Source organism: Bauldia litoralis (assembly GCF_900104485.1).
Lineage (GTDB): Bacteria > Pseudomonadota > Alphaproteobacteria > Rhizobiales > Kaistiaceae > Bauldia > Bauldia litoralis.
The window spans coordinates 42049-67715 of sequence record NZ_FMXQ01000010.1; the positions used below are offsets into that span (position 1 = coordinate 42049).

At 65.0% G+C, this 25667-nt stretch carries 24 protein-coding genes, 1 tRNA gene and 1 riboswitch; of the genes, 17 read left to right on the top strand and 8 right to left on the bottom strand.

Features of this window, described 5'->3' with window-relative positions; all coding sequences use genetic code 11:
* The first annotated feature begins 45 nt into the window (after positions 1-45).
* The 4 genes from BLT60_RS20320 to BLT60_RS24455 are packed head-to-tail and all read left to right on the top strand — an operon-like array spanning position 46 to position 3615.
* The gene (locus BLT60_RS20320) at positions 46-675 is read left to right on the top strand and encodes a TRAP transporter small permease subunit (protein WP_090879438.1); all 630 of its coding nucleotides are present in this window, start codon (positions 46-48) and stop codon (positions 673-675) included.
* A complete protein-coding gene (locus BLT60_RS20325; protein WP_090879441.1) occupies positions 672-2093 on the top strand; it encodes a TRAP transporter large permease in 1422 nt (473 codons plus the stop codon). Before BLT60_RS20320 ends, BLT60_RS20325 begins: the two co-directional genes overlap by 4 nt.
* On the top strand, positions 2093-3430 hold the full coding sequence (locus tag BLT60_RS20330; protein ID WP_090879444.1) for an amidase: 1338 nt from the start codon (positions 2093-2095) through the stop codon (positions 3428-3430). The genes BLT60_RS20325 and BLT60_RS20330 overlap by 1 nt, the downstream gene beginning before the upstream one ends.
* A gap of 17 nt (positions 3431-3447) precedes the next feature.
* Complete coding sequence (locus BLT60_RS24455; RefSeq protein WP_175478552.1) at positions 3448-3615, top strand: hypothetical protein; 168 nt, start codon at positions 3448-3450, stop codon at positions 3613-3615.
* Positions 3616-3657: 42 nt separating this feature from the next.
* Here BLT60_RS24455 and BLT60_RS20335 read toward each other — a convergent pair whose 3' ends face one another.
* Positions 3658-3861, bottom strand: a complete 204-nt coding sequence (locus BLT60_RS20335; RefSeq protein ID WP_090879447.1) for a dodecin family protein — start codon at positions 3859-3861, stop codon at positions 3658-3660.
* Positions 3862-4044: 183 nt separating this feature from the next.
* Here BLT60_RS20335 and BLT60_RS20340 point away from each other — a divergent pair, with 183 nt between their 5' ends.
* Positions 4045-5553 carry a GGDEF domain-containing protein gene (locus tag BLT60_RS20340; RefSeq protein WP_425285040.1) on the top strand — a complete coding sequence of 503 codons (1509 nt, stop codon included), beginning with the start codon at positions 4045-4047 and terminating at the stop codon, positions 5551-5553.
* A gap of 43 nt (positions 5554-5596) precedes the next feature.
* Here the strand turns inward: BLT60_RS20340 and BLT60_RS20345 are convergent, their stop codons facing one another.
* The 4 genes from BLT60_RS20345 to BLT60_RS20360 form a co-directional block, all read right to left on the bottom strand.
* Entirely contained in the window at positions 5597-5803 is a 207-nt protein-coding gene (locus BLT60_RS20345; protein WP_090879450.1) for a formate dehydrogenase subunit delta, read from the bottom strand.
* Positions 5790-6611: a formate dehydrogenase accessory sulfurtransferase FdhD gene (fdhD, locus tag BLT60_RS20350; protein WP_090879453.1), complete on the bottom strand. Its 822-nt coding sequence runs from the start codon at positions 6609-6611 to the stop codon at positions 5790-5792. The genes BLT60_RS20345 and fdhD overlap by 14 nt, the downstream gene beginning before the upstream one ends.
* Positions 6612-6616: 5 nt before the next feature.
* Positions 6617-9460 (bottom strand): formate dehydrogenase subunit alpha, encoded by a 2844-nt coding sequence (gene fdhF, locus BLT60_RS20355; RefSeq protein ID WP_090879456.1) that lies wholly within the window; start codon positions 9458-9460, stop codon positions 6617-6619.
* Between the two features lie 246 nt (positions 9461-9706).
* Positions 9707-11263, bottom strand: a complete 1557-nt coding sequence (locus BLT60_RS20360; protein WP_090879858.1) for a formate dehydrogenase beta subunit — start codon at positions 11261-11263, stop codon at positions 9707-9709.
* A 402-nt stretch (positions 11264-11665) separates the two neighbouring features.
* On the opposite strand from BLT60_RS20360, the gene BLT60_RS20365 reads away from it, so the two are divergent.
* The 7 genes from BLT60_RS20365 to BLT60_RS20395 all read left to right on the top strand — a co-directional run bounded on the left by BLT60_RS20365 (position 11666) and on the right by BLT60_RS20395 (position 18878).
* The gene (locus BLT60_RS20365; RefSeq protein ID WP_090879459.1) at positions 11666-12847 is read left to right on the top strand and encodes an ROK family transcriptional regulator; all 1182 of its coding nucleotides are present in this window, start codon (positions 11666-11668) and stop codon (positions 12845-12847) included.
* Positions 12844-13641: an ATP-binding cassette domain-containing protein gene (locus BLT60_RS20370; protein WP_090879462.1), complete on the top strand. Its 798-nt coding sequence runs from the start codon at positions 12844-12846 to the stop codon at positions 13639-13641. Before BLT60_RS20365 ends, BLT60_RS20370 begins: the two co-directional genes overlap by 4 nt.
* A gap of 17 nt (positions 13642-13658) precedes the next feature.
* A complete protein-coding gene (locus BLT60_RS20375; protein ID WP_244521376.1) occupies positions 13659-14690 on the top strand; it encodes a sugar ABC transporter substrate-binding protein in 1032 nt (343 codons plus the stop codon).
* A 63-nt stretch (positions 14691-14753) separates the two neighbouring features.
* A complete protein-coding gene (locus tag BLT60_RS20380; RefSeq protein ID WP_342028628.1) occupies positions 14754-15791 on the top strand; it encodes an ABC transporter permease in 1038 nt (345 codons plus the stop codon).
* Between the two features lie 17 nt (positions 15792-15808).
* Positions 15809-16579, top strand: a complete 771-nt coding sequence (locus BLT60_RS20385; RefSeq protein ID WP_090879469.1) for an SDR family NAD(P)-dependent oxidoreductase — start codon at positions 15809-15811, stop codon at positions 16577-16579.
* A 5-nt stretch (positions 16580-16584) separates the two neighbouring features.
* Complete coding sequence (locus BLT60_RS20390; protein ID WP_090879472.1) at positions 16585-17682, top strand: alanine racemase; 1098 nt, start codon at positions 16585-16587, stop codon at positions 17680-17682.
* Positions 17679-18878: an aminotransferase class V-fold PLP-dependent enzyme gene (locus BLT60_RS20395; protein ID WP_090879475.1), complete on the top strand. Its 1200-nt coding sequence runs from the start codon at positions 17679-17681 to the stop codon at positions 18876-18878. Before BLT60_RS20390 ends, BLT60_RS20395 begins: the two co-directional genes overlap by 4 nt.
* A 37-nt stretch (positions 18879-18915) precedes the next feature.
* On the opposite strand, the gene BLT60_RS20400 is transcribed toward BLT60_RS20395, so the two are convergent.
* Positions 18916-19722, bottom strand: coding sequence for a hypothetical protein (locus BLT60_RS20400; RefSeq protein ID WP_090879477.1), 807 nt, complete (start codon positions 19720-19722; stop codon positions 18916-18918).
* Positions 19723-20022: 300 nt separating this feature from the next.
* Between BLT60_RS20400 and BLT60_RS20405 the strand changes: the two genes are divergently transcribed.
* Together BLT60_RS20405 and BLT60_RS24165 are read left to right on the top strand one after the other, a co-directional pair.
* Positions 20023-21171: a GSCFA domain-containing protein gene (locus BLT60_RS20405; RefSeq protein WP_090879480.1), complete on the top strand. Its 1149-nt coding sequence runs from the start codon at positions 20023-20025 to the stop codon at positions 21169-21171.
* A complete protein-coding gene (locus BLT60_RS24165) occupies positions 21168-21932 on the top strand; it encodes a hypothetical protein (protein ID WP_139167907.1) in 765 nt (254 codons plus the stop codon). Before BLT60_RS20405 ends, BLT60_RS24165 begins: the two co-directional genes overlap by 4 nt.
* Positions 21933-22010: 78 nt before the next feature.
* Here the strand turns inward: BLT60_RS24165 and BLT60_RS20415 are convergent.
* Positions 22011-22085, bottom strand: a tRNA-Gly gene (locus BLT60_RS20415).
* A gap of 188 nt (positions 22086-22273) precedes the next feature.
* Here BLT60_RS20415 and BLT60_RS20420 point away from each other — a divergent pair.
* A complete protein-coding gene (locus BLT60_RS20420; protein WP_175478553.1) occupies positions 22274-22690 on the top strand; it encodes an SET domain-containing protein in 417 nt (138 codons plus the stop codon).
* Here the strand turns inward: BLT60_RS20420 and BLT60_RS20425 are convergent.
* Positions 22687-23787: a 2'-deoxycytidine 5'-triphosphate deaminase gene (locus tag BLT60_RS20425; RefSeq protein WP_090879489.1), complete on the bottom strand. Its 1101-nt coding sequence runs from the start codon at positions 23785-23787 to the stop codon at positions 22687-22689. The two genes, BLT60_RS20420 and BLT60_RS20425, sit on opposite strands and share 4 nt — an antisense overlap.
* A gap of 89 nt (positions 23788-23876) precedes the next feature.
* Positions 23877-23955: riboswitch (SAM riboswitch) on the top strand.
* A 46-nt stretch (positions 23956-24001) separates the two neighbouring features.
* Between BLT60_RS20425 and BLT60_RS20430 the strand changes: the two genes are divergently transcribed.
* Together BLT60_RS20430 and apaG are read left to right on the top strand one after the other, a co-directional pair.
* Positions 24002-25204 (top strand): O-succinylhomoserine sulfhydrylase, encoded by a 1203-nt coding sequence (locus BLT60_RS20430; protein ID WP_090879492.1) that lies wholly within the window; start codon positions 24002-24004, stop codon positions 25202-25204.
* Between the two features lie 65 nt (positions 25205-25269).
* Complete coding sequence (apaG, locus tag BLT60_RS24170; RefSeq protein WP_139167908.1) at positions 25270-25662, top strand: Co2+/Mg2+ efflux protein ApaG; 393 nt, start codon at positions 25270-25272, stop codon at positions 25660-25662.
* Positions 25663-25667 lie beyond the last annotated feature (5 nt).

A 25667-nucleotide genomic window follows, 5' to 3' on the forward strand; every position in this document is an offset into this window, starting at 1 on the left:
GGCTCCGCCGGGCCACTCCGCGGGGATGACGCGTTTGTCTCACTCATGATCCGGTATATTCACTTCGCCGACCGGCTATCCGCGTGGTTCGGCAAGGCTTTCGCCTGGGCGATCATGATCATGGCGCTCGGCGTCGGCTACGAGGTCGTCGTGCGCCGCTTCCTCAATGCGCCGACCTCCTGGGCCTTCGACGTCTCCTACATCATGTACGGGACGCTGTTCATGATGGGCGGCGCCTACACCCTGTCGCGCGACGGCCATGTGCGCGGCGATTTCATCTATCGCCTGCTCAAGCCGAGGACACAGGCCAAGCTGGAATTCATCCTCTACATCTTCTTTTTCTTTCCCGGCGTGACGGCCCTGATCGTCGCGGGATGGAAATATGCGGCGCGCTCGGTCGGCTATGGCGAGGTCAGCGTCAACAGCCCGGCCGACATCCCGATCTTCCAGTTCAAGATGATCATCGTCGCCGCCGGCATCCTGCTGTTCATCCAGGGCATCGCCCAGATGATGCGCTGCGTCCTGTGCATGCGGACCGGCGAATGGAGCCGCGCCAGCGACGATATCGATGAAACCGAGGATGCCCTGATCGCACCCGACATCGACAGTCAGCTCCGACACGGATCGGAAGCGGTCGATGTCATCGACCCGAGAGACGGCAGCGCCAGGCCATGACCGATCCCCAGGTCGCGCTGTTCATGCTCGGCATTTTCATTTTCATCATCCTGCTCGGCTTCCCGATCGCCTTCACGCTGATGGCGATGGGCGTCGGCTTCGGCTATTTCGCCTATTTCGACCCCCACCGGATGTGGCGCGCCTATGACCGCGCGGTCGAGAACGGCGCCGACTGGTGGGAACAGACGAGTCTGTGGGTCGGCGGTTTCTTCAACAACCAGATCTTCGACCTGTTCGTGAACCAGACCTTCTCGGTCATGGCCAACGACGTGCTGACCGCGGTGCCGCTCTTCCTGTTCATGGGCTATATCGTCGAGCGGGCGAACATCGTCGATCGGCTGTTCACGACGCTGAGCATCGTCGCCCGCCGGGTTCCCGGCTCGATGGCGGTCGCCGCCCTGATCACCTGCGCGCTGTTCGCCACGGCGACCGGCATCGTCGGCGCGGTGGTAACACTGATGGGGCTCCTCGCCTTCCCGGCGATGCTCAAGGCCCGCTACGACACCAGCTTCGCCTCCGGCATCATCTGCGCCGGCGGCACGCTTGGCATCCTCATTCCACCGTCGATCATGCTGATCGTCTATGCCGCCGCCTCCGGCGTCTCGATCGTCAAGCTCTATGCCGGGGCGCTGCTGCCCGGCTTCCTGCTCGCCGGCCTCTACCTCGTCTACGTGATCGGCCGGGCCTGGCTGCAGCCATCCGTGGCGCCGAAGACCGTCATCGAGGATGACGAGAAGATGTCGGCGTGGCGGATCACGCTGCTGCTGCTCACCTCCTTCTTCCCCCTCGCCTTCCTGATCCTGGCGGTGCTCGGCGCGATCCTCGCCGGCTGGGCGACGCCGTCGGAAGCGGCCTCCTTCGGGGCGCTTGGCGGATTGTTCCTGGCGGCCATCTACCGTGCGCTGACATGGCAGCGGCTGCGCGAATCCGTCTACCTGACGGTGCGGACGACAGCGATGGTCTGCTGGCTGTTCGTCGGCTCCTGGACCTTCTCCTCGGTCTTCTCCTATCTCGGCGGCGAGCAGATCATCTCGGAATTCGTCTCGACGCTCGACATCTCGCCGCTGACCTTCCTGCTGATTGCCCAGCTGATCATCTTCCTGCTCGGCTGGCCGCTGGAGTGGTCGGAGATCATCATTATCTTCGTGCCGATCTTCCTGCCGCTGCTCGACCAGTTCGGCATCGATCCGCTGTTCTTCGGCATCCTCGTCGCGCTCAATTTGCAGACCTCCTTCCTGACCCCGCCGATGGCAATGTCGGCCTATTATCTCAAGGGGATAGCGCCGCCACACGTGCGTCTGACGCAGATTTTCAAGGGTTGCTTTCCCTTCCTCGGGATGGTCTTCATCGCCATGGCGATCATGTATATCTTCCCCGAGATCGTCTTCTGGCTTCCCGACAAGATTTACGGACGCTGATGCGGAACGATCTTCCCGACCTGACTGCCCTCGACGCGCGGGACCGCATGGTCCGCGGCGAATTCACCGCGCTCGATTATTGCGAGGCGCTGCTCAAGCGGATCGCCGAACGCGAGCCCGAGGTCGGCGCCTTCGCCCATTTCGACGCGGATTTCGCCCGCACCCAGGCCAAGGCCTGCGACGCCCATCGCGCCACCGGTCGCGCTACCGGCCCGCTTCACGGCCTGCCGGTCGGGGTCAAGGATATCGTCGATACCCGCGATTTCCCGACCGAGAATGGCACGCCGATCGACGCCGGGCGCAGGCCGGGCGAGGATGCGGTCGTCGTCCAGCGCCTGAAGGCGGCCGGCGCCGTTATCATGGGCAAGACCGTGACGACCGAACTCGGTGCCCGCACGCCGCGCGGGACGCGCAATCCGCACCATCGCGAGCACACGCCGGGCGGCTCGTCGTCCGGCTCGGCCGCCGCGGTCGGCGCCGGAATGGTGCCGCTTGGAATCGGCACGCAGACCAACGGATCGGTGATCCGGCCAGCCTCCTTCTGCGGCATCGTCGGCTTCAAGCCGAGCTTCGGCCTGATCCCGCGCACCGGGGTCCTTCCGCAGGCGCCACCGCTCGATACCCTTGGCGTCTTCGCGCGGAGCGCGGCCGATACCGGCCTGCTGGTCGATGCGCTTGCCGGCCATGAACCGCGCGACCGCGACACCCGGCCGGCGCCGCCACCGCGGCTTCTCCAGACGGCGCTGACCGACCCGCCGGTCACCCCGGCGCTTGCCTTCGTCAAGACCTTCGCCTGGGAGCATGCCGAGGCGGAAACCCGCGAGGGGTTTGCCGAACTGGTCGCGGCGCTGGGCGAGACCTGCCACGAGGTGGCGCTGCCGGACACCTTCCTGGAAGGCGATCGCGCGCTGGTGACGATCACCAATGTCGGGCTCGGCCGCAACTACAAGCCCTGGCACGACCGCGGCAAGGACCAGCTCAGCGACTTCATGCGCACGATGATCGAAGAGGGCGAGACGATCCCGGCGGTCGATTATCTTGAGGCGCTCGACTGGCAGACGGCGCTGCGGGTCGGGATCAACCAGCTGTTCGAGCGCTACGACGCCATCATCACCCCGGCGGCGCCCGGCGAAGCGCCGCACGGCCTCGACTCGACCGGCAATTCGGCATTCAACAATCTCTGGTCGCTGCTTGGCGTGCCGGCGCTGACACTGCCGCTGCTCGAAGGCCCGAAAGGCCTGCCGGTCGGCGTGCAGGTGGTCGGTCGCCACGGCGACGATGCGCGGCTCTTGCGCACGGCGCGGTGGCTGCAGTCGACACTCGCCTACAACAGCTAGCGGAAGAAAGGGCAGGCATGGATTTCGTCATCAAGCTGGTCGCCGCCGCCGCGTTCATCGCCTACCTGACGGTGCTCGGCATCTATGTGCCGGAGCCGAGCCTTCTCACCGTTCTGGTGATTGCCGGCGTCATGGTCGTCTACGACTTCTTCTTTTTCCGGCAGCGCCCGCGCGACCGCGCCTGACCGTCCGGTCCGGCGCGGTCCCTGTCCCGCTCGCTCCGGCGCCTATTCGAGCTCGAAAGTGATCTTGGCGTTGATGCGGTAGTTGTCGATCTTGCCCTTGGCGTTGACCGTCGCCTGCATGTTGACGATGTTGATCGACTTGATCTTGCGTACCGACTTGGCGGCATTGGAAACCGCGACTTGCGCCGCGTCGTCCCAGCTCTTCTTGGACTCGGCCAGAACCTCGATGACCTTGAGCATCGCCATGTCTTCGTCTCCTCCCATGGTTGAACGAAACGAGACAGGCTAGCATACCATTGCTTGCACACCGATTCGCGATACAGGCCGCGTCCCGGTGATTAAAAAAGCGCCGTTTATCGTGACGCTTTCACCGCAAATATTTACCGGTTGGTATATAGATTTGGGCTGAACTCCTCCCGAAACCAATTGATGGACAAGACGGGGACCATGTCAGGTCAGGCTGCAGACGACAGCGATACCGGAATGTTCGACCTTGCGCCGGTGTCGCTCTGGCTCGAGGATTTCAGCGGCGTCAAGCGGCAGTTCGATGAATGGCGGCGCGATGGCGTCGTCTCGATGCGCGAGCATCTCGAAGCCGACCCGGAGCGTGTCCGGTTGTGCTCGTCGCGAATCCGCGTCCTCAAGGTCAATCGCAAGACACTTTCGCTTTTCGAGGCGTCGAACCTCGACGAACTGGTGACGAACCTCGCCGGTATCCTGCGCGACGACATGTTCACCTCGCTGGTCGACGAACTCTGCCAGCTCTGGGACGGTCGGCTGGAGTTCAACTGCAACCTCGTCAATTACAGCCTGTCCGGCCGCCGCATCGATATCCAGCTGACCGGCAGGATCCTGCCGGGCCACGAAGACACCTGGGATCGCGTGCTGATCTCCATCGAGGACGTGACCGAGCGGGAAGCCGCGCTGCGCCTCCAGGCCGCCAGCGAGCAATATGCCGTCGGCCTGTTCGAGCACTCGCCCGTCTCGCTCTGGGTCGAGGATTTCAGCAGCATCAAGACGCTGCTCGACGAGATCCGGTCGAAAGGGATCGAGGACTTCCGGGTCTTCACCGACGTTCATCCGGAATTCGTCCAGCGCTGCATGAGCGAAATCCGGGTGCTCGACGTCAACCGGCATACGCTGCAGCTCTTCCAGGCGCCGGACAAGCCGACCCTGCTCCACCGGATCGGCGAAGTCTTCCGCGACGACATGCAGGTGAACTTCCGCGAACAGTTGATCGACCTGTGGGAAGGCAAGCTCTTCCAGCAGCGCGAGGTGGTCAATTACGCCCTCGACGGCAGCGAGGTCCATGTCCTGCTGCAGTTCTCGGTGCTGCCCGGGCACGAGGAGGACTGGTCGCTGGTTCAGATCGGGCTGACCGACATCACCGCGCGCAAGAAGGCCGAGACCTATCTGGAATTCCTCGGCAAGCACGATGTCCTCACCAGCCTCTACAACCGGTCCTACTATGTCGACGAGTTGAACCGGATCGAACGCAAGGGCCTGCGGCCGATGACGGTGGTGATGGCCGATCTCAACGGGCTCAAGGCGATCAACGACCAGTGGGGCCACGGCGCCGGCGACGCGCTGCTGCGCCGCGTCGGCGAAGTGCTGACCAAGGCCGTGGAACGGCCGGGCTGCGCCGCCCGCATCGGCGGCGACGAGTTCGCCGTCCTGCTGCCGGGAATCGACGAGGCCGGCGGTGAACTGGTCGTCCAGGACATTCAACGGCTGGTCGACCTCAACAACCAGTTCCATTCCGGCACCCTGCTCACCCTGTCGATCGGCGCGGCGACGAACCGGCCAGGCGAACGGCTGGAGGAGACGGTGCGGCGCGCCGACATGACGATGTACCGGGCCAAGCGCGATTTCTATTCGGACTTCTCCCGCGACCGGCGGCAGCGCGACGCCTTCGACGCGGCCATGGCGGCGAACTGACTAGCCGACAATGACGCAGGCCTGAGCGGGGCGTCGGGGCGGATCAGGACAGCCGGGCGACCGCCGCGCGCACCGGCGGATCGAGGCCTTCACCGCCGGCGCGGAGATGGGCGACGATCTCGGACCGCATGCGCGGGTCCCAGAACAGACGCAGGTGCTCGGCAATGCCGTCGACCGCCGTGTCGCGGTCCTCGCTGACGAAGAACTTGCCGATCTGGTTGGCCATGTAGACGAGGTTAGACGTCGACATGAGCCGCTGCTCCCATGGCGATCCGCCGGGGGTGGGTGAAGACCTCGAATCCATCCTGCCGGGCGACGGCGACAATTGTGATGCCGGCCGCCTCGGCGGTGCGGATCGCCAGCGCGGTCGGCGCCGAGACGGCGACCACCACCGGCGCGCCAATCATCGCCGCCTTCTGGACGAGTTCGACCGACACCCGGCTGGTCAGCAGCAGCAGCCCGGCATCCGCCCGGGTCGCGCCGCGCGCCAGCGCGCCGGCGAGCTTGTCGAGCGCATTGTGCCGGCCGACATCCTCGCGCAGCGCCATCAGGCCGCCCGATGATTGCCACCAGGCGGCGGCATGGACCGCGTTGGTCTCGCGATGGATCGCCTGCTCGCCCCGGATCGCCTCGAGAGCCCGGGATATCTCGGCTGCCGTGACGGGGCCCCCCTCTCCGACCTCGGGAACGGCGCGCAAGGCCTCGCCGAGCGATTCAATCCCGCACAGCCCGCAGCCGACCGGCCCCGCCATGAAGCGGCGACGCGCGGCGAGTGCTGCGGCGCGCGGCTCGGCAAGCCGGATCCTGAGCTCGATGCCGGCCTCCTCGTCGAGAATGTCCAGCGTCTCGATCTCGGACGGCGCGCCAACGATGCCCTCCGTCAGGCTGAAGCCGATGGCGAAGTCCTCAAGGTCCTCCGGCGTCGCCATCATCACGGCGTGGGTCGTGCCGTCATAGGTCAGCGCAACCGGGGTCTCCTCCGGCACGGCCCGGGTGCCCGCCGACAGGCGGCCCTGCCGCCAGGCCGAGGTCCCGACGATGCGGATGGATTGCGTCACTCTCGTCACTCCGCCGGTTCGGCCACCGGCGCAATGCGCCGGCTGGCGCGGGCCTGGGCCTCGTATTCCCGCTGCCAGTCGGAGGGCCCGTTCGATGGCGCGACCTGCACCGCGGTCACCTTGTATTCCGGACAGTTGGTCGCCCAGTCGGAGAACTCGGTGGTGACGACATTGGCCTGGGTGTCGGGGTGGTGGAACGTGGTGTAGACGACGCCGGGCGCGACGCGCTCGGTCAGCGTCGCGCGAAGGGTCGTCTCGCCGGTTCGGCTGGCGAGCTTCACCCAGTCGCCCTCGACGATGCCGCGCTGCTCGGCGTCATGCGGGTGAATCTCCAGCCGATCCTCCTGGTGCCAGGCGGCGTTGGCGGTCCGCCGGGTCTGCGCCCCGACATTGTATTGCGACAGGATGCGGCCGGTGGTCAGGAGCAGCGGGAAGCGCGGTCCGGTCCGCTCATCGGTCGGGATGTATTCGGTGATGACGAAGCGGCCCTTGCCGCGGACGAAGCCATCGATATGCATGACCGGCGTGCCTTCGGGCGCCGCTTCGTCGCACGGCCACTGGATCGACCCGAGGCGGTCGAGCTTGTCGAAGGACACGCCGGCGAAACTCGGCGTCAGCGCCGCCACCTCGTCCATGATCTCCGAGGGATGGTCATAGGTCATCGGGAAGCCCATGGCGTTGGCGATCGCCATGGTGATCTGCCAGTCCTCCATCCCCGACCGCGATTCCATCACCTTGCGCACCGGCTGGATGCGCCGCTCGGCATTGGTGAAGGTGCCGTCCTTCTCCAGGAAGGTCGAGCCGGGCAGGAAGACGTGCGCGTAGTTGGCGGTCTCGTTGAGGAAGAGATCCTGGACGACGACGCATTCCATCGCCGCCAGCCCGGCGGCGACATGATGGGTATTGGGGTCGGACTGCAGGATGTCCTCGCCCTGGATATAGAGGCCGCGGAACGAGCCCTCGACGGCGGCGTCGAGCATGTTGGGAATCCGCAAGCCCGGCTCGCGATCGAGCGGCGCGCCCCACAGGGACTCGAAGATCGTCCGCGTCGCATCCTCGGAAATATGCCGGTAGCCGGGAAGCTCGTGCGGGAAGGAGCCCATGTCGCAGGCGCCTTGCACGTTGTTCTGGCCGCGCAGCGGGTTCACGCCGACGCCGGGCCGACCGATGTTGCCGGTCGCCATGGCAAGGTTGGCGACCGCCATGACGGTGGTCGAGCCCTGGCTGTGCTCGGTAACGCCGAGGCCGTAATAGATCGCCGCGTTGCCGCCGGTCGCGTAGAGCCGGGCCGCGCCGCGAATGGTTTCGGCCGGCACGCCGCAGACCGTCTCGACCTCTTCGGGGCTGTTGCGCGGATCGGCGACGAAGGCCGCCCATTCCTGGAACTCGTCCCAATCGCAGCGCTCGCGGACGAAAGCCTCGTCGAACAGGCCCTCGGTGACGATGACATGGGCCATCGCGTCGAGTACCGCGACGTTGGTGCCGGGCTTCAGCGCAAGATGATAATCCGCCTCGACATGGGGCATGCGCACCAGGTCGATCCGCCGGGGGTCGACGACGATCAGTTTCGCGCCGTCGCGCAGGCGCTTCTTCATCCGCGAGGCGAAGACGGGGTGGCCGTCGGTCGGGTTGGCGCCGATGACGACGACGACGTCGGTGTGCTCGACCGAGTCGAAGTCCTGGGTGCCGGCCGAGGTGCCAAAGGTGGTCTTCAGGCCATAGCCGGTCGGCGAATGGCAGACGCGGGCGCAGGTGTCGACATTGTTGTTGCCGAAGCCGGCGCGGACCAGTTTCTGGACGAGGAAGGTCTCCTCGTTGGTGCAGCGCGACGAGGTGATGCCGCCGATTGCGCCGCGCCCGTAAGCGCCCTGGATCCGCTTGAACTCGGAGGCGACCCGCCCGATCGCCTCGTCCCATGAGACCTCGCGCCACGGATCGCTGATCCGCTCGCGGATCATCGGGTTGAGGATCCGGTCGCCGTGGTTGGTGTAGCCCCAGGCGAAGCGGCCCTTGACGCAGGAATGGCCACGGTTGGCCTTGCCGTCCTTGTAGGGAACCATGCGGACCACCTCGTCGCCGCGCATCTCCGCCTTGAAGGCGCAGCCGACGCCGCAATAGGCGCAGGTCGTCACCACCGAATGTTCGGGCTGGCCGATGTCGATGATCGACTTTTCGGTCAGAGTCGCCGTCGGGCAGGCCTGGACGCAGGCGCCGCAGGAGACGCATTCGGAGGCGAGGAATTCCTCCGCCATGCCCGCCGACACCACCGAACCGAAGCCGCGCCCGGCGATGGTCAGCGCGAAGGTGCCCTGCACTTCCTCGCAAGCCCGCACGCAGCGCGAGCAGACGATGCACTTCTCGGGATCGTAGGTGAAGTAGGGGTTCGACTCGTCCTTCGGCGGCGCCGGATGCTTGTTGTCATAGCCGTAGCGGACGTCGCGCAGTCCGACGGCGCCGGCCTGTGTCTGCAATTCGCAATCGCCGTTGGCGGCGCAGGTCAGGCAGTCGAGCGGATGGTCGGAGATATAGAGTTCCATCACCCCGCGCCGCAGCCGCTTGAGGCGGTCGGTCTGGGTCTTCACCGCCATGCCTTCGGCGACCGGCGTCGTGCAGGAAGACGGCGTCCCGTTGCGACCCTCGATCTCGACCAGGCAGAGCCGGCAGGAGCCGAAGGAGTCCAGCATGTCGGTCGAGCAGAGCTTCGGAATCTCGGTCCCCATCTCCATCGCCGCGCGCATCACCGAGGTGCCTTCCGGCACGGTGACGGCGCGGCCGTCGATGGTCAGGGTCACTGTCGTCGCGCTGTCGATGCGCGGCGTGCCGTAGTCGATCTCGTGAACGAGAGACATGGTTCCTACTCCTGACGCTCGCTGCAGCAAACCGAACCAGCCCACGCGTCTCCCTCCCCGAACCGGGGAGGGTGGTTGCGTTCGGCGAAGCCGGATGCAACCGGGTGGGGTTCGCCCCCATCGCCATCGCGGTGCCGCAGAATACGGCCCCCACCCACCATGCTCCGCATGGTCCGCCCTCCCCGTGCCGGGGAGGGATTTGCGTGGATGGCACCGTCAATCATCATTCGCCAACCGATCCGACTGTCATTCTGCATTGACCGGTTCGATTTCGAGGCCGAAATCCTCCGGGAAATGCCTGAGCGCACTCATCACAGGATAGGGCGTAAACCCGCCAAGTGCACAGAGCGATCCATATTTCATCGTGTGGCACAGGTCTTCGAGAAGAGTGATGTCTTCCCCTCGCGCCGTGCCGGCGCGGATCCGGTCGATGGTCTCGACGCCGCGGGTCGAGCCGATCCGGCAGGGCGTGCACTTGCCACAGGATTCGAGCGCGCAGAATTCCATCGCGAAGCGCGCCTGTCGCGCCATGTCGACGCTGTCGTCGAAGACGACGATGCCGCCATGGCCGATCAGCCCGTCGCGGGCGGTAAAGGCTTCATAGTCGAAGGGCGTGTCGAACAGCGCGCGCGGGAAATAAGCGCCAAGCGGCCCGCCGACCTGGACGGCGCGGACCGGGCGGTCGTTCCATGTGCCGCCGCCGATATCGTCGACGAGTTCGCCAAGCGTCAGGCCGAAGCCGGTTTCGAACAGCCCGCCATGTTTCGCCATGCCGGCAAGCTGGATCGGCATCGTGCCCCGCGAGCGGCCGGCGCCGAAGTCGGCATAGGCCTTTGCGCCTTCCTGCAGGATGAACGGCACGGCGGCGAGCGACAGGACATTATTGACGATGGTCGGCATGCCGAAGGCGCCCTTGTGGGCGGGCAGCGGCGGCCTTGCGCGAACGACGCCGCGCTTGCCCTCGAGGCTTTCGAGCAGCGACGTCTCCTCGCCGCACACATAGGAGCCGGCGCCAACGCGGATCTCGATGTCGAAGGCGAAACCCGAGCCGGCGACGTTGCCGCCGAGGAACCCTGCCCGCCGCGCACTGCCGAGGGCGGCCTCGAAGGTGGCGATGGCGTCCGGATATTCCGATCGGACATAGACGAAGCCCTTCGACGCCCCGGCGGCGAAGCCGGCGATCGTCATTCCCTCGATCAGGACGAAGGGGTCGCCTTCCATGATCATGCGGTCGGCGAAGGTGCCGGAGTCGCCTTCGTCGGCATTGCAGACGACGTATTTCCGCACGGCCGGCGCATCCGCCACCGTCCGCCACTTGCGGCCGGTCGGGAAGCCGGCGCCGCCGCGCCCGCGCAAACCGGAGGCCTCGACTTCGGCAATCGTCGCCTCGGCGCCGAGCGACAAGGCCCGCGCCAGTCCGCGATAGCCGCCGTGCGCCTGGTAGTCGTCGAGGACCAGCGGATCGATGACCCCGCAGCGGACAAAGGTCAGCCGCGTCTGGCGCTTCAGCCAGGGAATTTCGTCGGTCGGCCCGAGCCGGGATGCGTGGTCGCCGCCGTCGAGAAAGCCGGCGTCGAACAGCCCGTCGGCATCGTCGCCGCCGACCGGGCCGTAGGCGACGCGGCCCGCCGCGGTCTCGACCTCGACCATCGGTTCGGCCCAGTAGAGGCCGCGCGAGCCGGTGCGCACCACGTCGAGGTCGATACCGCGACGGGCGGCGGCCGCTGCCAGGGCCAGGGCGACCCGGTCGGCGCCAACGGCGACGGCTGCGGAATCCTTGGCAACGTAAATCCGGGCCTTCACGGCCATTTCCTCCCTCAGCGCGGACCTCGATCCTGGCCCGGCGCGCAAGCTAGGTCCCTCACGGGACCTGTCAACGACGCGCAAGTTGCCTGATCGCGCGCCGGCCCGTGCGTTGCCGGCGCGCAGCACCGTCGATCCGTCGTCCGGCAGCCATTCTATCATCAGGTGGTTTACGGGACGTCGAGATTCCAGCGCGATGATCGAAAACCATCGGTTCCGCCGCTCCATCCGTCGCCGTCCCGCCGGGCATGGTGAACAAGCCACAACCCCCGGGTATCCTCCTGCGCCCTGACGCCTCTTCCGACAAACCAATCGCCTTTGTATTTATTAATTCCATTTGCATTAAGATTTGTTAGCCGGCAGTATCGCGTGAACGACTGGCTGAGAGGGGCTCTCGACTGGATGGCGTTACGCGGGACCAATCAGGAATTCGGCAGGCCGTACAATCGGCGGATCGTGCTGGAAACCATCCGTGTCCACGGACCGATCACCCGCGCCGACATCGCCCGCAAGGTCGGCCTGACCATCCAGACCGTCTCCACCATCATCCGCGAGCTTGAGGAGCAGGGCTTCATTCTCGCCCGCCGCGAAGAGCCGCGCGGACGCGGCTCGCCGGCCAGCACCTTCGCGATCGATCCGACCGGCGGCTTCGCCATCGGCCTGCACGTGACGCCCCGGGGGATAGAGGCGGCGCTGATCAATCTCGCTGGCGAGGTCATCGGTCGCGACGACCGGGCATTGCCCGGCGTCGATGCCGACACCGCCTTCACCGAGATCCGGACGCTGGTCGACGGGCTGTCCGCGCTCCAACCCGACGGCCGGATGCTCGGCGTCGGCATGGCGATGCCGGGACCGTTCGGCGTCGAGTCGATGAGCTTCGTCGGCCCGACCACCCTGCAGGGCTGGAAGGACGTCCCGGTCCGCGACCGGCTGGCCGCCGCCACAGGGCTGCCGGCCTTCATCGAGGTCGATCTCGCCGCCGCGGCGCATGGCGAGCGACTCTACGGCCTCGGCAGCGACTTCCGCGATTTCTACTATCTCTATTTTGGCGTCGGCCTTGGCGGCAGCATGGTCCATGACGGCGTCGCGCTGCGCGGCGCCTGGGGCAATGCCGGCGAGATCGGCCACATTCCGGTCGTGCCCGGCGGCGATCCCTGCCCCTGCGGCAACCGTGGCTGCCTCGAACGCTACCTGTCGCTCGAAGCCTATGAGCGGCGCGCCAAGATGATCGGCGAAGCCGCGTGGCTCGACGAAGTCGCGCCGATCCTGCGCTCGGCGGTGGTGACGATCGAGAACCTGTTCGACCCGGCCACCATCATTCTCGGCGGGCTGGTGCCCAACAACCTCCTCGCCAAGCTGATCGAGGCAGCGGAGCCGCTGCCGAATTCGATTGCCTCGCGCGGCAACCGGCGGGCGAAGCGGCTGATATCCTCCGCCGGCCACGACGCCGTGTTGCGCGGCGCCGCCGCAGTCGCCGTCTCCGGCGTCCTGTCGCCGCGCTTCGGCATCATGTTCACCCAGAGCGAAGACCGCGCCGATCGTGATCCGATCATGCGCGACGCCGGCAAGGCGAGGGCCGCATGACGACAACCACACCCCTCCTCCAGCTTCAGGACATCCGCAAGAATTTCGGCGCGATCGAAGCGCTCCGCGGCGTCACCTTCGACGTCAGCGGCGGCGAAGTCGTCGCCCTGCTCGGCGACAACGGCGCCGGTAAGTCGACGCTGGTCAAGATCATGGCCGGCGGCCAGCCACCGTCGTCGGGCAAGGTGATCTTCGAGGGCAAGGAGCGGCATTTCGAGTCGCCGGCCGAGGCCAAGGAAGCCGGCATCGAGACCGTCTACCAGGACCTGTCGCTCTGCACCAATGTCGATGTCGTGTCGAATTTCTTCATGGGCCGCGAGTTGACCCGCAAGGTCCTTGGCGTCCCGATCCTGCGCCAGCGCGAGATGGAAATCGAAACCGCCAAGGCGCTCAAGGAAGGCGGCACCAACATCCCGTCGCTTCGGGTCAATGTCGCGCATCTGTCCGGCGGCCAGCGCCAGGCGATCGAGCTTAACCGCTTCGTCCACTGGGGCGGCAAGCTCGTCCTGCTCGACGAGCCGTTCGCAGCGCTTGGCGTCGAGCAGACCCGCCGCGGCCTCGAGATGATCGAGCGCGTCCGCCAGCGCGGCATCGGCGTGATCCTGATTACCCATGTGATGGCGCAGGCATTCGCGGTCGCCGACCGCATCGTCGTCCTGCGCCACGGAGTTGTTGCCGGTGACGTCCAGACTTCGCAATCCAGCCCCGACGAAGTCGTCAACATGATCACCGGCGGCATCGAGCGTGTTGCCAAGGGGCTGGCAAACCAACCGGAAACCGGAGCAGGAACATGAAAGCATTGATGCGTTCCATGACCGGCGCGATCCTGGCGATCGCGCTTGCCGCAACGGCGGTCACCGCCGCCGCGGCAGCGGAGATGAAAGGCAAGATCTACTACCTGGTGCCGACGCTTCTCGATGAGTTCCAGACGGGCTCGATCGACGCCATCACCAAGTTCATGGGCGATGTCGGCTACGAAGTCGTCTCGCTCGACGGGCAGAATCGCACCGACCTGCAGCTCAGCCAGATCGACGACGTGATCAACCTGAAGCCGGCCGCGGTGATCCTAGCCGCCGTAGACTTCGACGCCGCCAAGACGGGCATCGAGAAGATGCGCGCCGCCGGTATCCCGGTCATGATCTTCGACCGCCAGATCACCTCGACGCCGTCGGACTTCACCTCCGTCGCCGGCACGATCGAGATCGGCCATGTCGCCGCTGACGAGATCACCCGGCTGCTGACCGAGAAGAACGGCTCGGCCAAGGGCAAGGTCCTGCAGATCCTCGGCGACCCCGGCGATCCCTATACCCTCGAGATCCAGCAGGGCTTCGAGGAGAAGATGGCCGACAATGGTGACGTCACCATCATCACCCATCCGGCCATGCAGTGGGAAGCCACCAACGCCGGCACGATCGCCCAGGATCAGCTCCTGACCAATCCGGACATCGACCTGATCTTCGTCCACGCCGCGCATCTGGCCGTTGCCGTCGCCGCGGTTCTCGAAGCCCAGGGCAAGAAGCCGGGCGAAATCATGCTGGTCTCGTCGAACGGCGCGCCGGTCGGTCTCGATCTCATCCGCAAGGGATGGGAGCAGGTCGAGGTCGAGCAGCCGATGGTGGCCCAGGCCGCCGCTCTCGCGATGTTCGCCGACAAGGTGATCAACGGCGAAGAGATCAAGCCCGGCACCTATGACGTCACCGGCCTCGAGTCGGTGGTGACGATCGAGGAGTGGGGTCCGAACATCAAGATCCCGGGCGCCGCGATCACCAAGGACAACGTCGACGACGTGAAGTTCTGGGGCAACATGAAGCCCCCGACCGATCCGGTCATGTCGGTCGAATAATCATCGCCGACCTGGAGCAGGGGCTTCGGCCCCTGCCCTTTCCCTCGATTGATTGACGGCTCCATGACCACCGAAACCGCGACTGCGCCACACAACAGTTCCGAGATGCCGGCCCGGCGCCGACAGGTTCTCGAGTTCCTTCTCGACAACCTCGTCTGGCTGATCCTGATCGTCGTGCTCGCCGTCTTCTCCGTGTCGATCGACCAGTTTCTGCAGATCGGCATCTTCATCAACATCCTGCAGAATTCGACCTTCATCGGCATCATCGCAGTCGGCCTGTCGCTGACGCTGATCGCCGGACACATGGACCTTTCCATCGAGTCGGTGATGGCGCTTGCCGCGATGGTGGTGGCGCTGACCTTCGGCACCGGCGGCGCCGGCGGGGCGCTGGCGCTCGAGCCGGCATGGCTCGCCTTCCCGGTCTCGCTGCTGATGGCCCTCGCCGTCGGCGCGATCGTCGGAACGATCAACGGCGTCCTCGTCGTCCGGCTGAGCATCAACGCCTTCATCGTCACCCTCGCCTCCTTCATCTGGGCGCGCGGGCTGGTCGTCGCCCTGTCGGGCGGACGGTCGGTCTACGGCTTGCCGGATTCGATGCGGGTGATGGCGGTCGACCAGATCTACGGCATCCCGCTGCTCGCCTGGATGCTGATCCTGGTCTACATCGTCTTCGCCTTCATCCTCGCCAAGACCCCTTTCGGCCGCCACCTGATGATGATCGGCGGCAACGAGGTCGCGACCTATCGCGCCGGCATCAAGGTCGGGGCGATCGTCACGGCAACCTTCATCCTTTCCGGCATGCTCGCCGGTTTCGCCGGCTGGCTGCTTGCTTCGCGCACCGCCGGAGCGACCGCCAATCTCGGCATCGGCATGCTGTTCCAGGCCTTCGCCGCGGTGGTGATCGGCGGCGTCAGCCTCAAGGGCGGACAGGGACGGCTGTCAGGCGTCTTCGCCGGCGTGCTGCTGCTGTCGTCGATCCAGACCGCGATCAACGTCATGGGCATGCCGCCGCATTACACGCAGATGATCCAGGGCGGGCTGGTGCTCGCCGCGGTGTTGCTCGACACGATGAAGAACACCATTCGACGACGTTACCTCTAGGAACAAAAGGGCGGATTATGGCTGGGCGGCTCGAGGGAAAAACCGCGATCGTTATCGGTGCGGCACGCGGAATCGGCGAGGGAATCGCCGCGCGTTTCGTTGAGGAAGGGGCGCGCGTCGTCATCGGCGATACCGAGGTCGAAGCCGGCAAGGCGACCGCGGAACGGCTCGGCGGCATTTTCGTCGAGACCAACATCGCCTCGCCGGCCGATGCCGAGGCGATCGTCAACGCGGCGCTCGAAAGCTACGGCCAGCTCGACATCATGGTGCAGAATGCCGGCATCTACCCCTGGACACTGATCGAGAATACGCCCGCCGAGGAGTGGGACGCGGTGATGGCGGTCAACCTCAAGGGCACCTTCCTCGCGGCACAGGCGGCGCTCAAGCCGATGAAGGCGCAGCGCAGCGGCAGGATGATCTTCACCTCCTCGATCACCGGGCCGCGCGTCACCAGCCCCGGCCATGGCCACTATTCGGCGACCAAGGCCGGCGTCAACGGCTTCATCAAGTCGGCGGCGCTCGAATTCGCCAATTACGGCATCACCGTCAACGGCGTCGAGCCGGGCAACATTCTCACCGAGGGGATGAAGGCCCATCGCAGCGAGACCTTCATCAAGTCGATGGAGGCCGCCGTGCCGCTCGGCCGTCTCGGCACGCCGCGCGACGTCGCCAACGCATTCCTTTATTTTGCCTCCGAGGATGCGGAATACGTGACCGGGACGACGATCGTGGTAGACGGGGGCCAGATCCTCCCCGAAGGCGCCGATTTCCGCATCAATCCGGACTGAACAACATGGATATTCTCGACTATTTCACCTTCGAGCCCGTCGGTGCGCGCATCGACGAGCTTGAGACCCCGGTACCGATTATCGACATCGATATCGTCGATCGGAACCTCAAGCGCTTTCAGGAGCGGTGCGACAAGCTCGGCATCGCCAACTGGCCGCATATCAAGACTCACAAGCTGGTGCCGCTCGCCCGCTACCAGGTCGCCCTCGGCGCCAAGGGGATCACCGTCCAGAAGCTCGGCGAGGCCGAGGCGATGGCCGATGGCGGCATCGAGGACATGCTGCTGACCTTCAACATCCTCGGCGCGTCGAAGCTCAAGCGGCTCGCGGCGCTGGTCCGGCGGGTCAACATGACGGTGGTCGCCGACAACCCGGTGGTTATCCATGGCCTCGGCGAAGCCGGCCGCGACGCCGGCAAGGATATCGGCGTCCTGGTCGAGTGCGACACCGGCGCCAGGCGCAACGGCGCCCAGACACCTGCGGAGGCGGCGGCGCTGGCCAAGGAGATCGCCGACACCCCCGGCGTCGTCTACAAGGGACTGATGACCTATCCGGCGCCGGGCACCCGCCTGTCGACCGAGGCCTTCCTGACCGAGGCGCGCGACCTGATCGCCAAGGCCGGTCAGGAGACCGAGATCGTCAGCGTCGGCGGTTCGCCGGACATGTGGAAGGACGAGGGGCTCGACCTCGCCACCCAATACCGCGCCGGCACCTATGTCTATTTCGACCGCGCGCTGATCAAGGCCGGCGCCTGCACTTTCGACGACTGCGCGCTCAGCGTACTCACCACCATCGTCAGCGTGCCGACGCCGGACCGCGCGTTGATCGACGCCGGCTCGAAGGCGCTGACCATGGATCTCCTCGGCCTCGAGGGCTACGGCGTGGTCCATGCAATGGGCGACGCGCCGATCTACGGCCTCAATGAAGAGCACGGCTACCTCGATATCTCGAAGGTCGATCCGAAGCCGGCGGTCGGCGACCTTGTGCGGGTGACGCCGAACCACGTCTGCCCGGTCTCCAACCTCTACGATCGCGTCGTCTTCCACCGCGGCGACACGGTGCTTGGCGCGGTCAAGGTCGACGCCCGCGGCGCCGTGCAGTGACCGTCTACGCGCGGCGTGGCATCCCGACGATCGTCAACGCGGCGGGAACGCTGACCCGGCTCTCCGGCGGCATCATGCGGCCGGACGTCGCCGCCGCGATGGCGGAGGCCTCCGCCTGGTGCGTCGACATGGTGGAGCTCCAGGCCCACGCCTCCGACGCGATTGCCGACGCGACCGGCGCCGAGGCCGGCTATGTCGCCTCGGGCGCCGCCGCGGGCCTGCTGATCGGCACGGCCGCCTGCATGACCGGCCTCGACGCCGCCGCGATGGCGCGCCTCCCCGACACCAAAGGCCTGCGAAACGAGGTCATCGTCGCGCGCGGCCAGCGCAACGGTTACGACCACGCGGTCCGCGCCGCCGGCGCGCGGCTGGTCGAGGTCGGCCTGCCGGACCGCGCGTCCGGTGCCGGCGTCCGCGATACCGAGCCGTGGGAAATCGCCGCCGCGATCACTGATGCAACCGCCGCCGTCCTCTATGTCGCGACCAGCAATTCACGCCCGCCGCTCCGCGACGTTGCGGCGGTCGCCCATGCCGCTGGCGTGCCGGTCATCGTCGATGCGGCGGCCGAACTGCCGCCGCAGGCCAATCTCCGGCGCTTCATCGCCGAGGGGGCCGATCTCGTCGTCTACTCCGGCGGCAAGGCGATCGGCGGACCGCAGGCATCGGGCATTCTCTGTGGCCGGCGCGACCTGATCATGGCCGCCGCGCTCCAGCATCTCGACATGGACGTGCTGTCCGATTTCTGGGAGCCGCCGGCGCGGCTGATCGACCGCAGTGCCCTCACCGGCCTGCCGCGCCAGGGGATCGGCCGCACCTGCAAGGCCGGCAAGGAGGAGATCATCGGCCTGCTGACGGCCCTCGACCTTTTCATCGCCGAAGGCGACGCGACACGACACGCCCGCTGGCTGTCCGACGCGCAGGTCATGCGCGACGGGCTCACCGGACGCCATGCCTTCGCGATGGTGCTGACCGGCGGCGAGAACGTCGAAGCCGTGCCGAAGGTGGTCCTGCGCTTCGCCTCGGCCGACCATGCCCGCGCGTTGGTCGCTGCCTTGTTGCGCCACGCGCCCGCCATCCACGTCGACGCCGGCGAGCATGAAGCAGGAGTGATCGTCCTCAACCCCATCTGCCTCCGCCCTGGCGACGCAACGGTCGTCGTCGATGCGATCGTCGCCGCGCTCGGCCACACAGCCTAGAACGGCCTCCTGAACCACTGACGTGCGACCGCGACACTCAGCGGGAGAATAGCTCGATCACGCTGTCAACGCGCTCGGCGATCCAGCTGACCTCCGGGGGGATTTCCAAAGCCGCCAGCCCGTCGACATAGGCACGCACATGCTCTTGCGCCTTGTCCGGTTCGGAAAAGATGACCGAGAGCCTGCTGGCAGAGCAGGGAGACTTGGCGGTAACGCCGATGACCTGATCGATATAGAGATCGCGAAGCGCACATGTCTCGGCGTGGGCAGATGCCAGAATGTGATCCTTCATTGTCATCAGCGGTGTCTGCTGACGAAGGCTGCCATTCACGCCATAATTGTTTGATTGATATCGAAAACCGAAATTCTTCCGTTGCCCGACAACAGTCCGCGCATTTCGTCCGTCGGGCACAAACGTGATGGTATCGGTCCAAAGCCGGACCAGCGGAAACACCAGCACATCGTACGAGTCCGGTGAATTCGCGGGAAGGTAATCGGCCAGATCGGGCGAGTACCAGTCATCGTCGTCGTGAAAGAAGACGACAAAATTCTCGATTTCCGCGCCGATGCTATCGAGTTCGTCACAGGAGATGCGACGAGCGTCGGGCAGTTGAGCGATCGTGTCGTCGGCGATTTCCTTCAGCCGAGCGCGACAGCTGAAAAAGTCGACTGGACTATGCATGTTCCAGAGATCAACGAGTTCAACAATATTTTCGGGGAAGGAGGGAATCGACTCGGCCGGCCGAAAACGATCGGGGTCGATCGGACGCCCCTGCTTGAAGTCTCTCGCCAGACCGACCCAATCGGGCGATTGACGCGTCACCAGGAGCAACTGCTTTTGCATTCTGACTATCTCAATCGGTTATTCTGATCAGCAACGTGAATCTCGTCCCGCAACTGGCTGCGAAGGCGAGCTAGTCTCCCGTCCCGCGCCGGCACGTCTGTCACATACAATAGAGAAGCCCACGGCAAAACCGGCCGTCATCAGGGTATTCCGTGCAAACCGCGCTGCCCTGCCGCGATGCGCCTGCGACGTCCGACGATCCACGCTTGCCGAGAACCGCCCGTGCCGGAATCCCTGCTCAATCCATCAACCGACGGTTGCAGATTCGATTCACAGCTCTTATTCGGCTAGTGTTTGTGAATGCTGTCAGGTGAGGGCGGATTTAAGTCCGGGCGATCCATGTCGCGAAATCCGTATGAAGATTTGCCGCCGGATCGGTTCTGGAAGCACGGAGTTGCGACCGCAAGCTCAAGTGCGCCTCCGAATCTCTATTGCGCCAAATGGAAGATCGAGAAAAGCGACCGGATCGCGACGGCCGGAAGTTGCTTCGCCCAGCATATTAGCCGCCACCTCAAACAGGGCGGATTCTCGCTCCTCGACGTTGAGCCGCCGCCAATCCCACTCCCCGTCGAGCGTCATCACGCCTACGGCTACAGCCTCTACTCGGCGCGATATGGAAACATATACACAAGCAGGCAACTGCTACAGATCGCTCGGGAAGCGTTCGAGGGCTTCACCCCTTCCGAGGTGGCATGGACAAAGCGGGGCGCTTTTTATGATTGCTTTCGACCGGGCGTAGAACCCGTCGGCCTTTCATCGCCCTTGGAAGTAGCGGATCATCGCCGCTACCACATAGAACGCGTCCGTGACCTCTTTCTTTCAATGGACATCTTCATTTTCACGCTCGGATTGACCGAGTGCTGGATAAACAGTTCAGGCGGGGAAGCCTATCCGACGGTTCCAGGCTCGATTGCCGGAACATTCGACCCAGATCGATACGTATTCAAGAACCTTACTTTTGGGGAAATCTATAAAGACATTCTTCGCTTCAGAGAAATTATCGACGCCGCTCGGGGCGGTCGACCATTTCGTATACTCCTGACAGTATCCCCGGTTCCGCTGACAGCGACTGCTTCGGATCAACACGTATTGCAAGCTACAATATACTCCAAGTCGGTCTTGCGGGCGGTGGCTGGTCAACTGCAATCAGAATTCGACGAGATTGATTATTATCCCTCCTATGAAATCATCACCCATCCGTGGGCGACCCGCGATTTCTTTGAGTCCAACAAACGTACCGTATCGTCTCAGGGTGTCGCTCTCGCGATGAAGACCTTCATGGACGAGCACACCACGCTCCGCCCCAGCGCGACGCTGGGTGCCGCTCCGGCAAGCGCGCTGGCCACCAGATCAGGGGACGTCCCGGAGCATTCTCCCCGCGAGGCCGGGGAATCGGATCTGAAATGCGAAGAGTACCTTCTGGAGCAGTGGGCCGGAGAAACCCGTTGAAGGAAGTTCTGATTGCTGGAAACTCCCAATTGGGTGCGCTGCGAAATGCCTATCTCCTTGACAAGGACGTTGTTTCTGCCCGGCTTGACATAACCTTCTTCGCAACCCCTGGTGGGTCCGGGCCCTACATGGCAGTTGAAAACGGTCGCCTGGTTGCGAGCGATCGCGCTGACCCGAATCGTGTCTTCTGGTCGCCAGCGAAAGCATCAGAGCGTCCGATCGACTCCTACGATGCAGTCGTCGTCAGCGCCTTGGGCTTCATCGATGGCTTCACGAACGATCTTCCGGCGGCCGCCCGCGTCCGACTGTCTACGTTCAAGCCATTGGATCGCGGGACGGTGCCGTTTGTGTCCGAGGCGTGTTTTCGTGAACTCATCAGAGCCGCCCTGAGCATACAGCCCGGCTTCATCTTCCTCAGAAATCTTCGACAGGTGTATAAAGGTGAAGTGATTGTCCAGCCATTTCCATATCATCCAAGTGGAGTGACAAGGCGGACCGGCTGGCAAATAGCCAGTCGATACGATGATTCAATCGGTTATTATAAATTTCTGAGCAAAATCAAAGACTCCTATCTTTCGCAAACCTGTAATAGTCTTGGAGCAACCCTTCTTGACTATCCATACGCCGATCTTCGGAGCACCATGTTCACGCCCGAAGACTTGGTGGATCCAACGGATTTTGTTCATCCCAATACGGAGTATGGCGCTGCCGTCCTCCAGCAGATCGCTGAAGTCCTCGCTACTGGCGAGAAAGGCAGTTGATGTCGGAACGCCCGGTGCGAATGCCTGGCAGTGGCACCTTCCCCGGATCGGATTTCAAGCGAGAATTGCTGAAAATGCTGGAGCGGGTGATCGGGATCGAACCGACGACATTCAGCTTGGGAAGCTGACGTTCTACCACTGAACTACACCCGCGCGGCCGCCATTGATCAGCCGGGACAGCCTCAAGTCAAGAGGCTTGCCGTAGCCACGCGCCGGACCGGCGGCGTCACCGATCGCTAAAATTCGATCCAATTCCACAAGCCGTTTTTCACGAGAATGCGATTGACTGCCCTCAACAGGAAGCGGCGCCGATGTCGCCGCGCCGACAGAGGCGTCAGGATATGTTGCGTGTTCCCACCTACCTCGCTCCGAGCGCGATCGAAGGCATCGGCCTGTTCGCCGCCGAGGCGATCCCGCGCGGTACGCTGATCTGGAAGCAGGACGATCGCTTCGACCTCAGCTACGATCTTCGTGATCTCGACCCGGAAGATCATCTCCTGCGGGACATGCTCCGCTGCTACGGCTACCAGCCCGGCGACGAGCCGGTTTTCGTGCTGTGCGGCGACAATGCGCGGTTCATGAACCACTCGTCGCAGGCCAATGCCGATGACATCGGCGACCTGACCATCGCCTGCGCAGACATCGCAAAGGGCGAGGAAATCACCTGCGACTATGCCAAATTCGATCGTGGCTTCGCCCGGCGCGACTTCGCCCGGCAACTCGGCATGCCCGCGTCCGTGTCGGACCGCGCCGCCTAGCCCACCCGGAAGTGCTTCGACAGCTTCAGGCCCTGCGCCTGGTAGTGCGAACCGATCCCCTGGCCATAGAGTTCCCGAGGCCGCTCCAGCATGTGCTCGTAGACCAGCCGGCCGACCGACTGGCCGTGTTCGAGGATGAACGGGATCTCGTGGCTGCGCACTTCCAGCACGGCGCGACTGCCGGCGCCGCCGGATTCCGAATGGCCGAAGCCCGGATCGAAGAAGCCGGCATAATGCACCCGGAACTCGCCGACCAGCGGGTCGAAGGGCACCATCTCGGCGGCATAGTCCGGCGGCACATGCACCGCCTCGCGCGAGACCAGGATGTAGAACTGGTCCGGGTCGAGGATCAGTTCGCGCCGGCCGCGGATGGCGATCGGCTCCCAGAATTCATGCATGTCATAGGCGTCGCGGCGGTCGACATCGACGAGCCCGGTATGACGCTTGGCGCGATAGCCGACGGTGCGCTCGTCGCCGCCAAGGTCGATCGACAGCATCAGCCCATCGGCGATCTGCGGATCGCCGTCGACCAGCGGCGTCTCGGCATGCAGCGCCTTCAGCGCCGTATCGTCGAGCCGCGCGTTGCCACGGCGGAAGCGGATCTGCGACAGGCGCGAGCCGGCCCGCACGATGATCGGAAAGGTGCGCGGGCTGATCTCGAGATAGAGCTGACCGGTATAGCCGGCCGCGACGGTATCGAACTCGCGCGACCGGTCGGTGATCACCCGGGTAAAGACGTCGAGCCGACCGGTGGAGGACTTCGGGTTGGTCGCGGCGGCGATATCCGCCGGCAGCGCCAGTTCCTCGATCAGGGGCACGATATAGACGCCGCCGCTTCGCCCCGGCTCCAGCAGCGCACCGGAGGTCAGGTCGATCTCGTGCAGCTTGAGCGCTTCGATCCGCTCGGCAACTGTCGCGGAGGGGCCGGGCAGGAAGCTGGCGCGGACGCGATAGGCCACCGGCCCGAGCCGCAGATCGAGGCTCGCCGGCTGGATCTGGTCGGCGTCGAAAGGCGTCGCCGGGCGTATCTGTCCCGCCTCGGCCAGCGCGGCAATCCTGTGTGCCGGCAAGATCCCGGTGGGTCCGTCCTCGGCCATCGCCCCCTCACGCAATTCGCGGCCCAGGCCACTTCACCCGAGGCTTAGCCCATGTGGCAATTGACGCCAAGCGCCAAGCGGACTAGAAAAAACTACTCCGTGGTAATTTGGGCCGGCCGGCTTGCAGCCACGTAAAACAAATCGCTAAAAGGTCGGAAGGGTGTGCACCCGACCCGGCCATGCGGCCGGGTTTTTTGTTGGAGGGGTGCAGGATATGGCCAAGCGCGCAAAGAAAAAGACAACCGGCCTGCGGCCGGCGACGACCCTGGTTCACGGCGGCATCGAGCGGTCTCGCTTCGGCGAAACCTCCGAGGCGATCTTCCTGACCCAGGGATATGTCTACGAGACGGCGGAATCGGCCGAGGCCCGTTTCAAGGGCGACGATCCCGGCCACGTCTATTCGCGTTATTCCAACCCGACCGTCGCGATGTTCGAGGAGCGGATGCGCCTGATGGAAGGCGCGGAAGCAGCCCGGGCGACGGCGACCGGCATGGCCGCTGTCAACATCGCGCTGATGGCCGGGCTCAAGGCCGGCGACCATGTCGTCGCCGCCAAGGCGCTGTTCGGCTCCTGCCGCTACATCATCGAGGACCTGCTGCCGCGCTTCGGCGTCACCTCGACGCTGGTCGATGGCGCCGACCTGGCGCAGTGGAAGAAGGCGGTGAAGAAGGGCAGGACCAGGGCCTTCTTCCTCGAGAGCCCGACCAACCCGACGCTGGAGATCGTCGACATCGCCGCGGTCGCCGAGATCGCCCGCAAGGCCGGCGCCAGGCTGATCGTCGACAATGTCTTCGCCACGCCGCTGATGCAAAAGCCGCTGGAGCTCGGCGCCGATGTCGTCGTCTATTCGGCGACCAAGCATATCGACGGCCAGGGCCGCTGCCTCGGCGGCGTGATCCTCGGTGGCGCGGATTTCATCGACGACGTCCATACGCTGCTCAAGCATACCGGACCGAGCATGAGCCCGTTCAATGCCTGGGTGCTGCTCAAGGGGCTTGAGACCCTGCCCATCCGCGTCGACCGGCAGGCCGCCTCGGCGGCGATCCTCGCCGATCGCATCGCCGACCACCCGGCGGTCAAGCGAACCCTCTATCCCGGCCGCGCCGATCACCCGCAGGCAGCCCTCGCCGCGCGCCAGATGACCGGCGGCTCGACGCTGGTCGCCTTCGACGTCAAGGGCGGCAAGAAGGGCGCCTTCGCCGTCTCCAACGCCCTGAAGATCACCCGGATCTCGAACAATCTCGGCGACGCCAAGAGCCTCGTCACCCATCCGACGACGACCACCCACCAGCGCCTGAGCGAGGAGGCCCGGCAGGAGCTCGGCATCACCCAGGGGCTGCTGCGGCTGTCGGTCGGCATCGAGGATGTCGAGGACCTCTGGGAGGATCTTTCCCAGGCGCTCGACAAGGCGCGCTGAGGCCCCACCGAAGGAATTGACGCCGCGGGTCCTGCCGCATAATTGTTCGGCGGCAAGGAGCACGCATGTACAAGGCCACGACCCAGCAGATTCAGGTGACTGTCGAACCGAGCTTCCTGGAGTCCGAGTCTGCGCCGGACGACAGCCGCTACTTCTGGGCCTATACCATCGAGATCGCCAATCTCGGCGATGCCGTCGTGCAACTGCGTTCGCGTCACTGGCGGATCACCGATGCCAACGGCCGCACGGAGGAAGTGCGCGGCGCCGGGGTGGTCGGCGAGCAGCCGGTGCTCAAGCCCGGCGAGACCTTCTCCTATACCAGCGGCTGCCCGCTGACGACGAATTCCGGGATCATGGTCGGCAGCTACGAGATGGAAGGCGAGAACGGCGACCTGTTCTCCATCGACATCCCCGCCTTCTCGCTCGACCTTCCCGACCAGCGGAAGACGGTCAACTGAGCAGC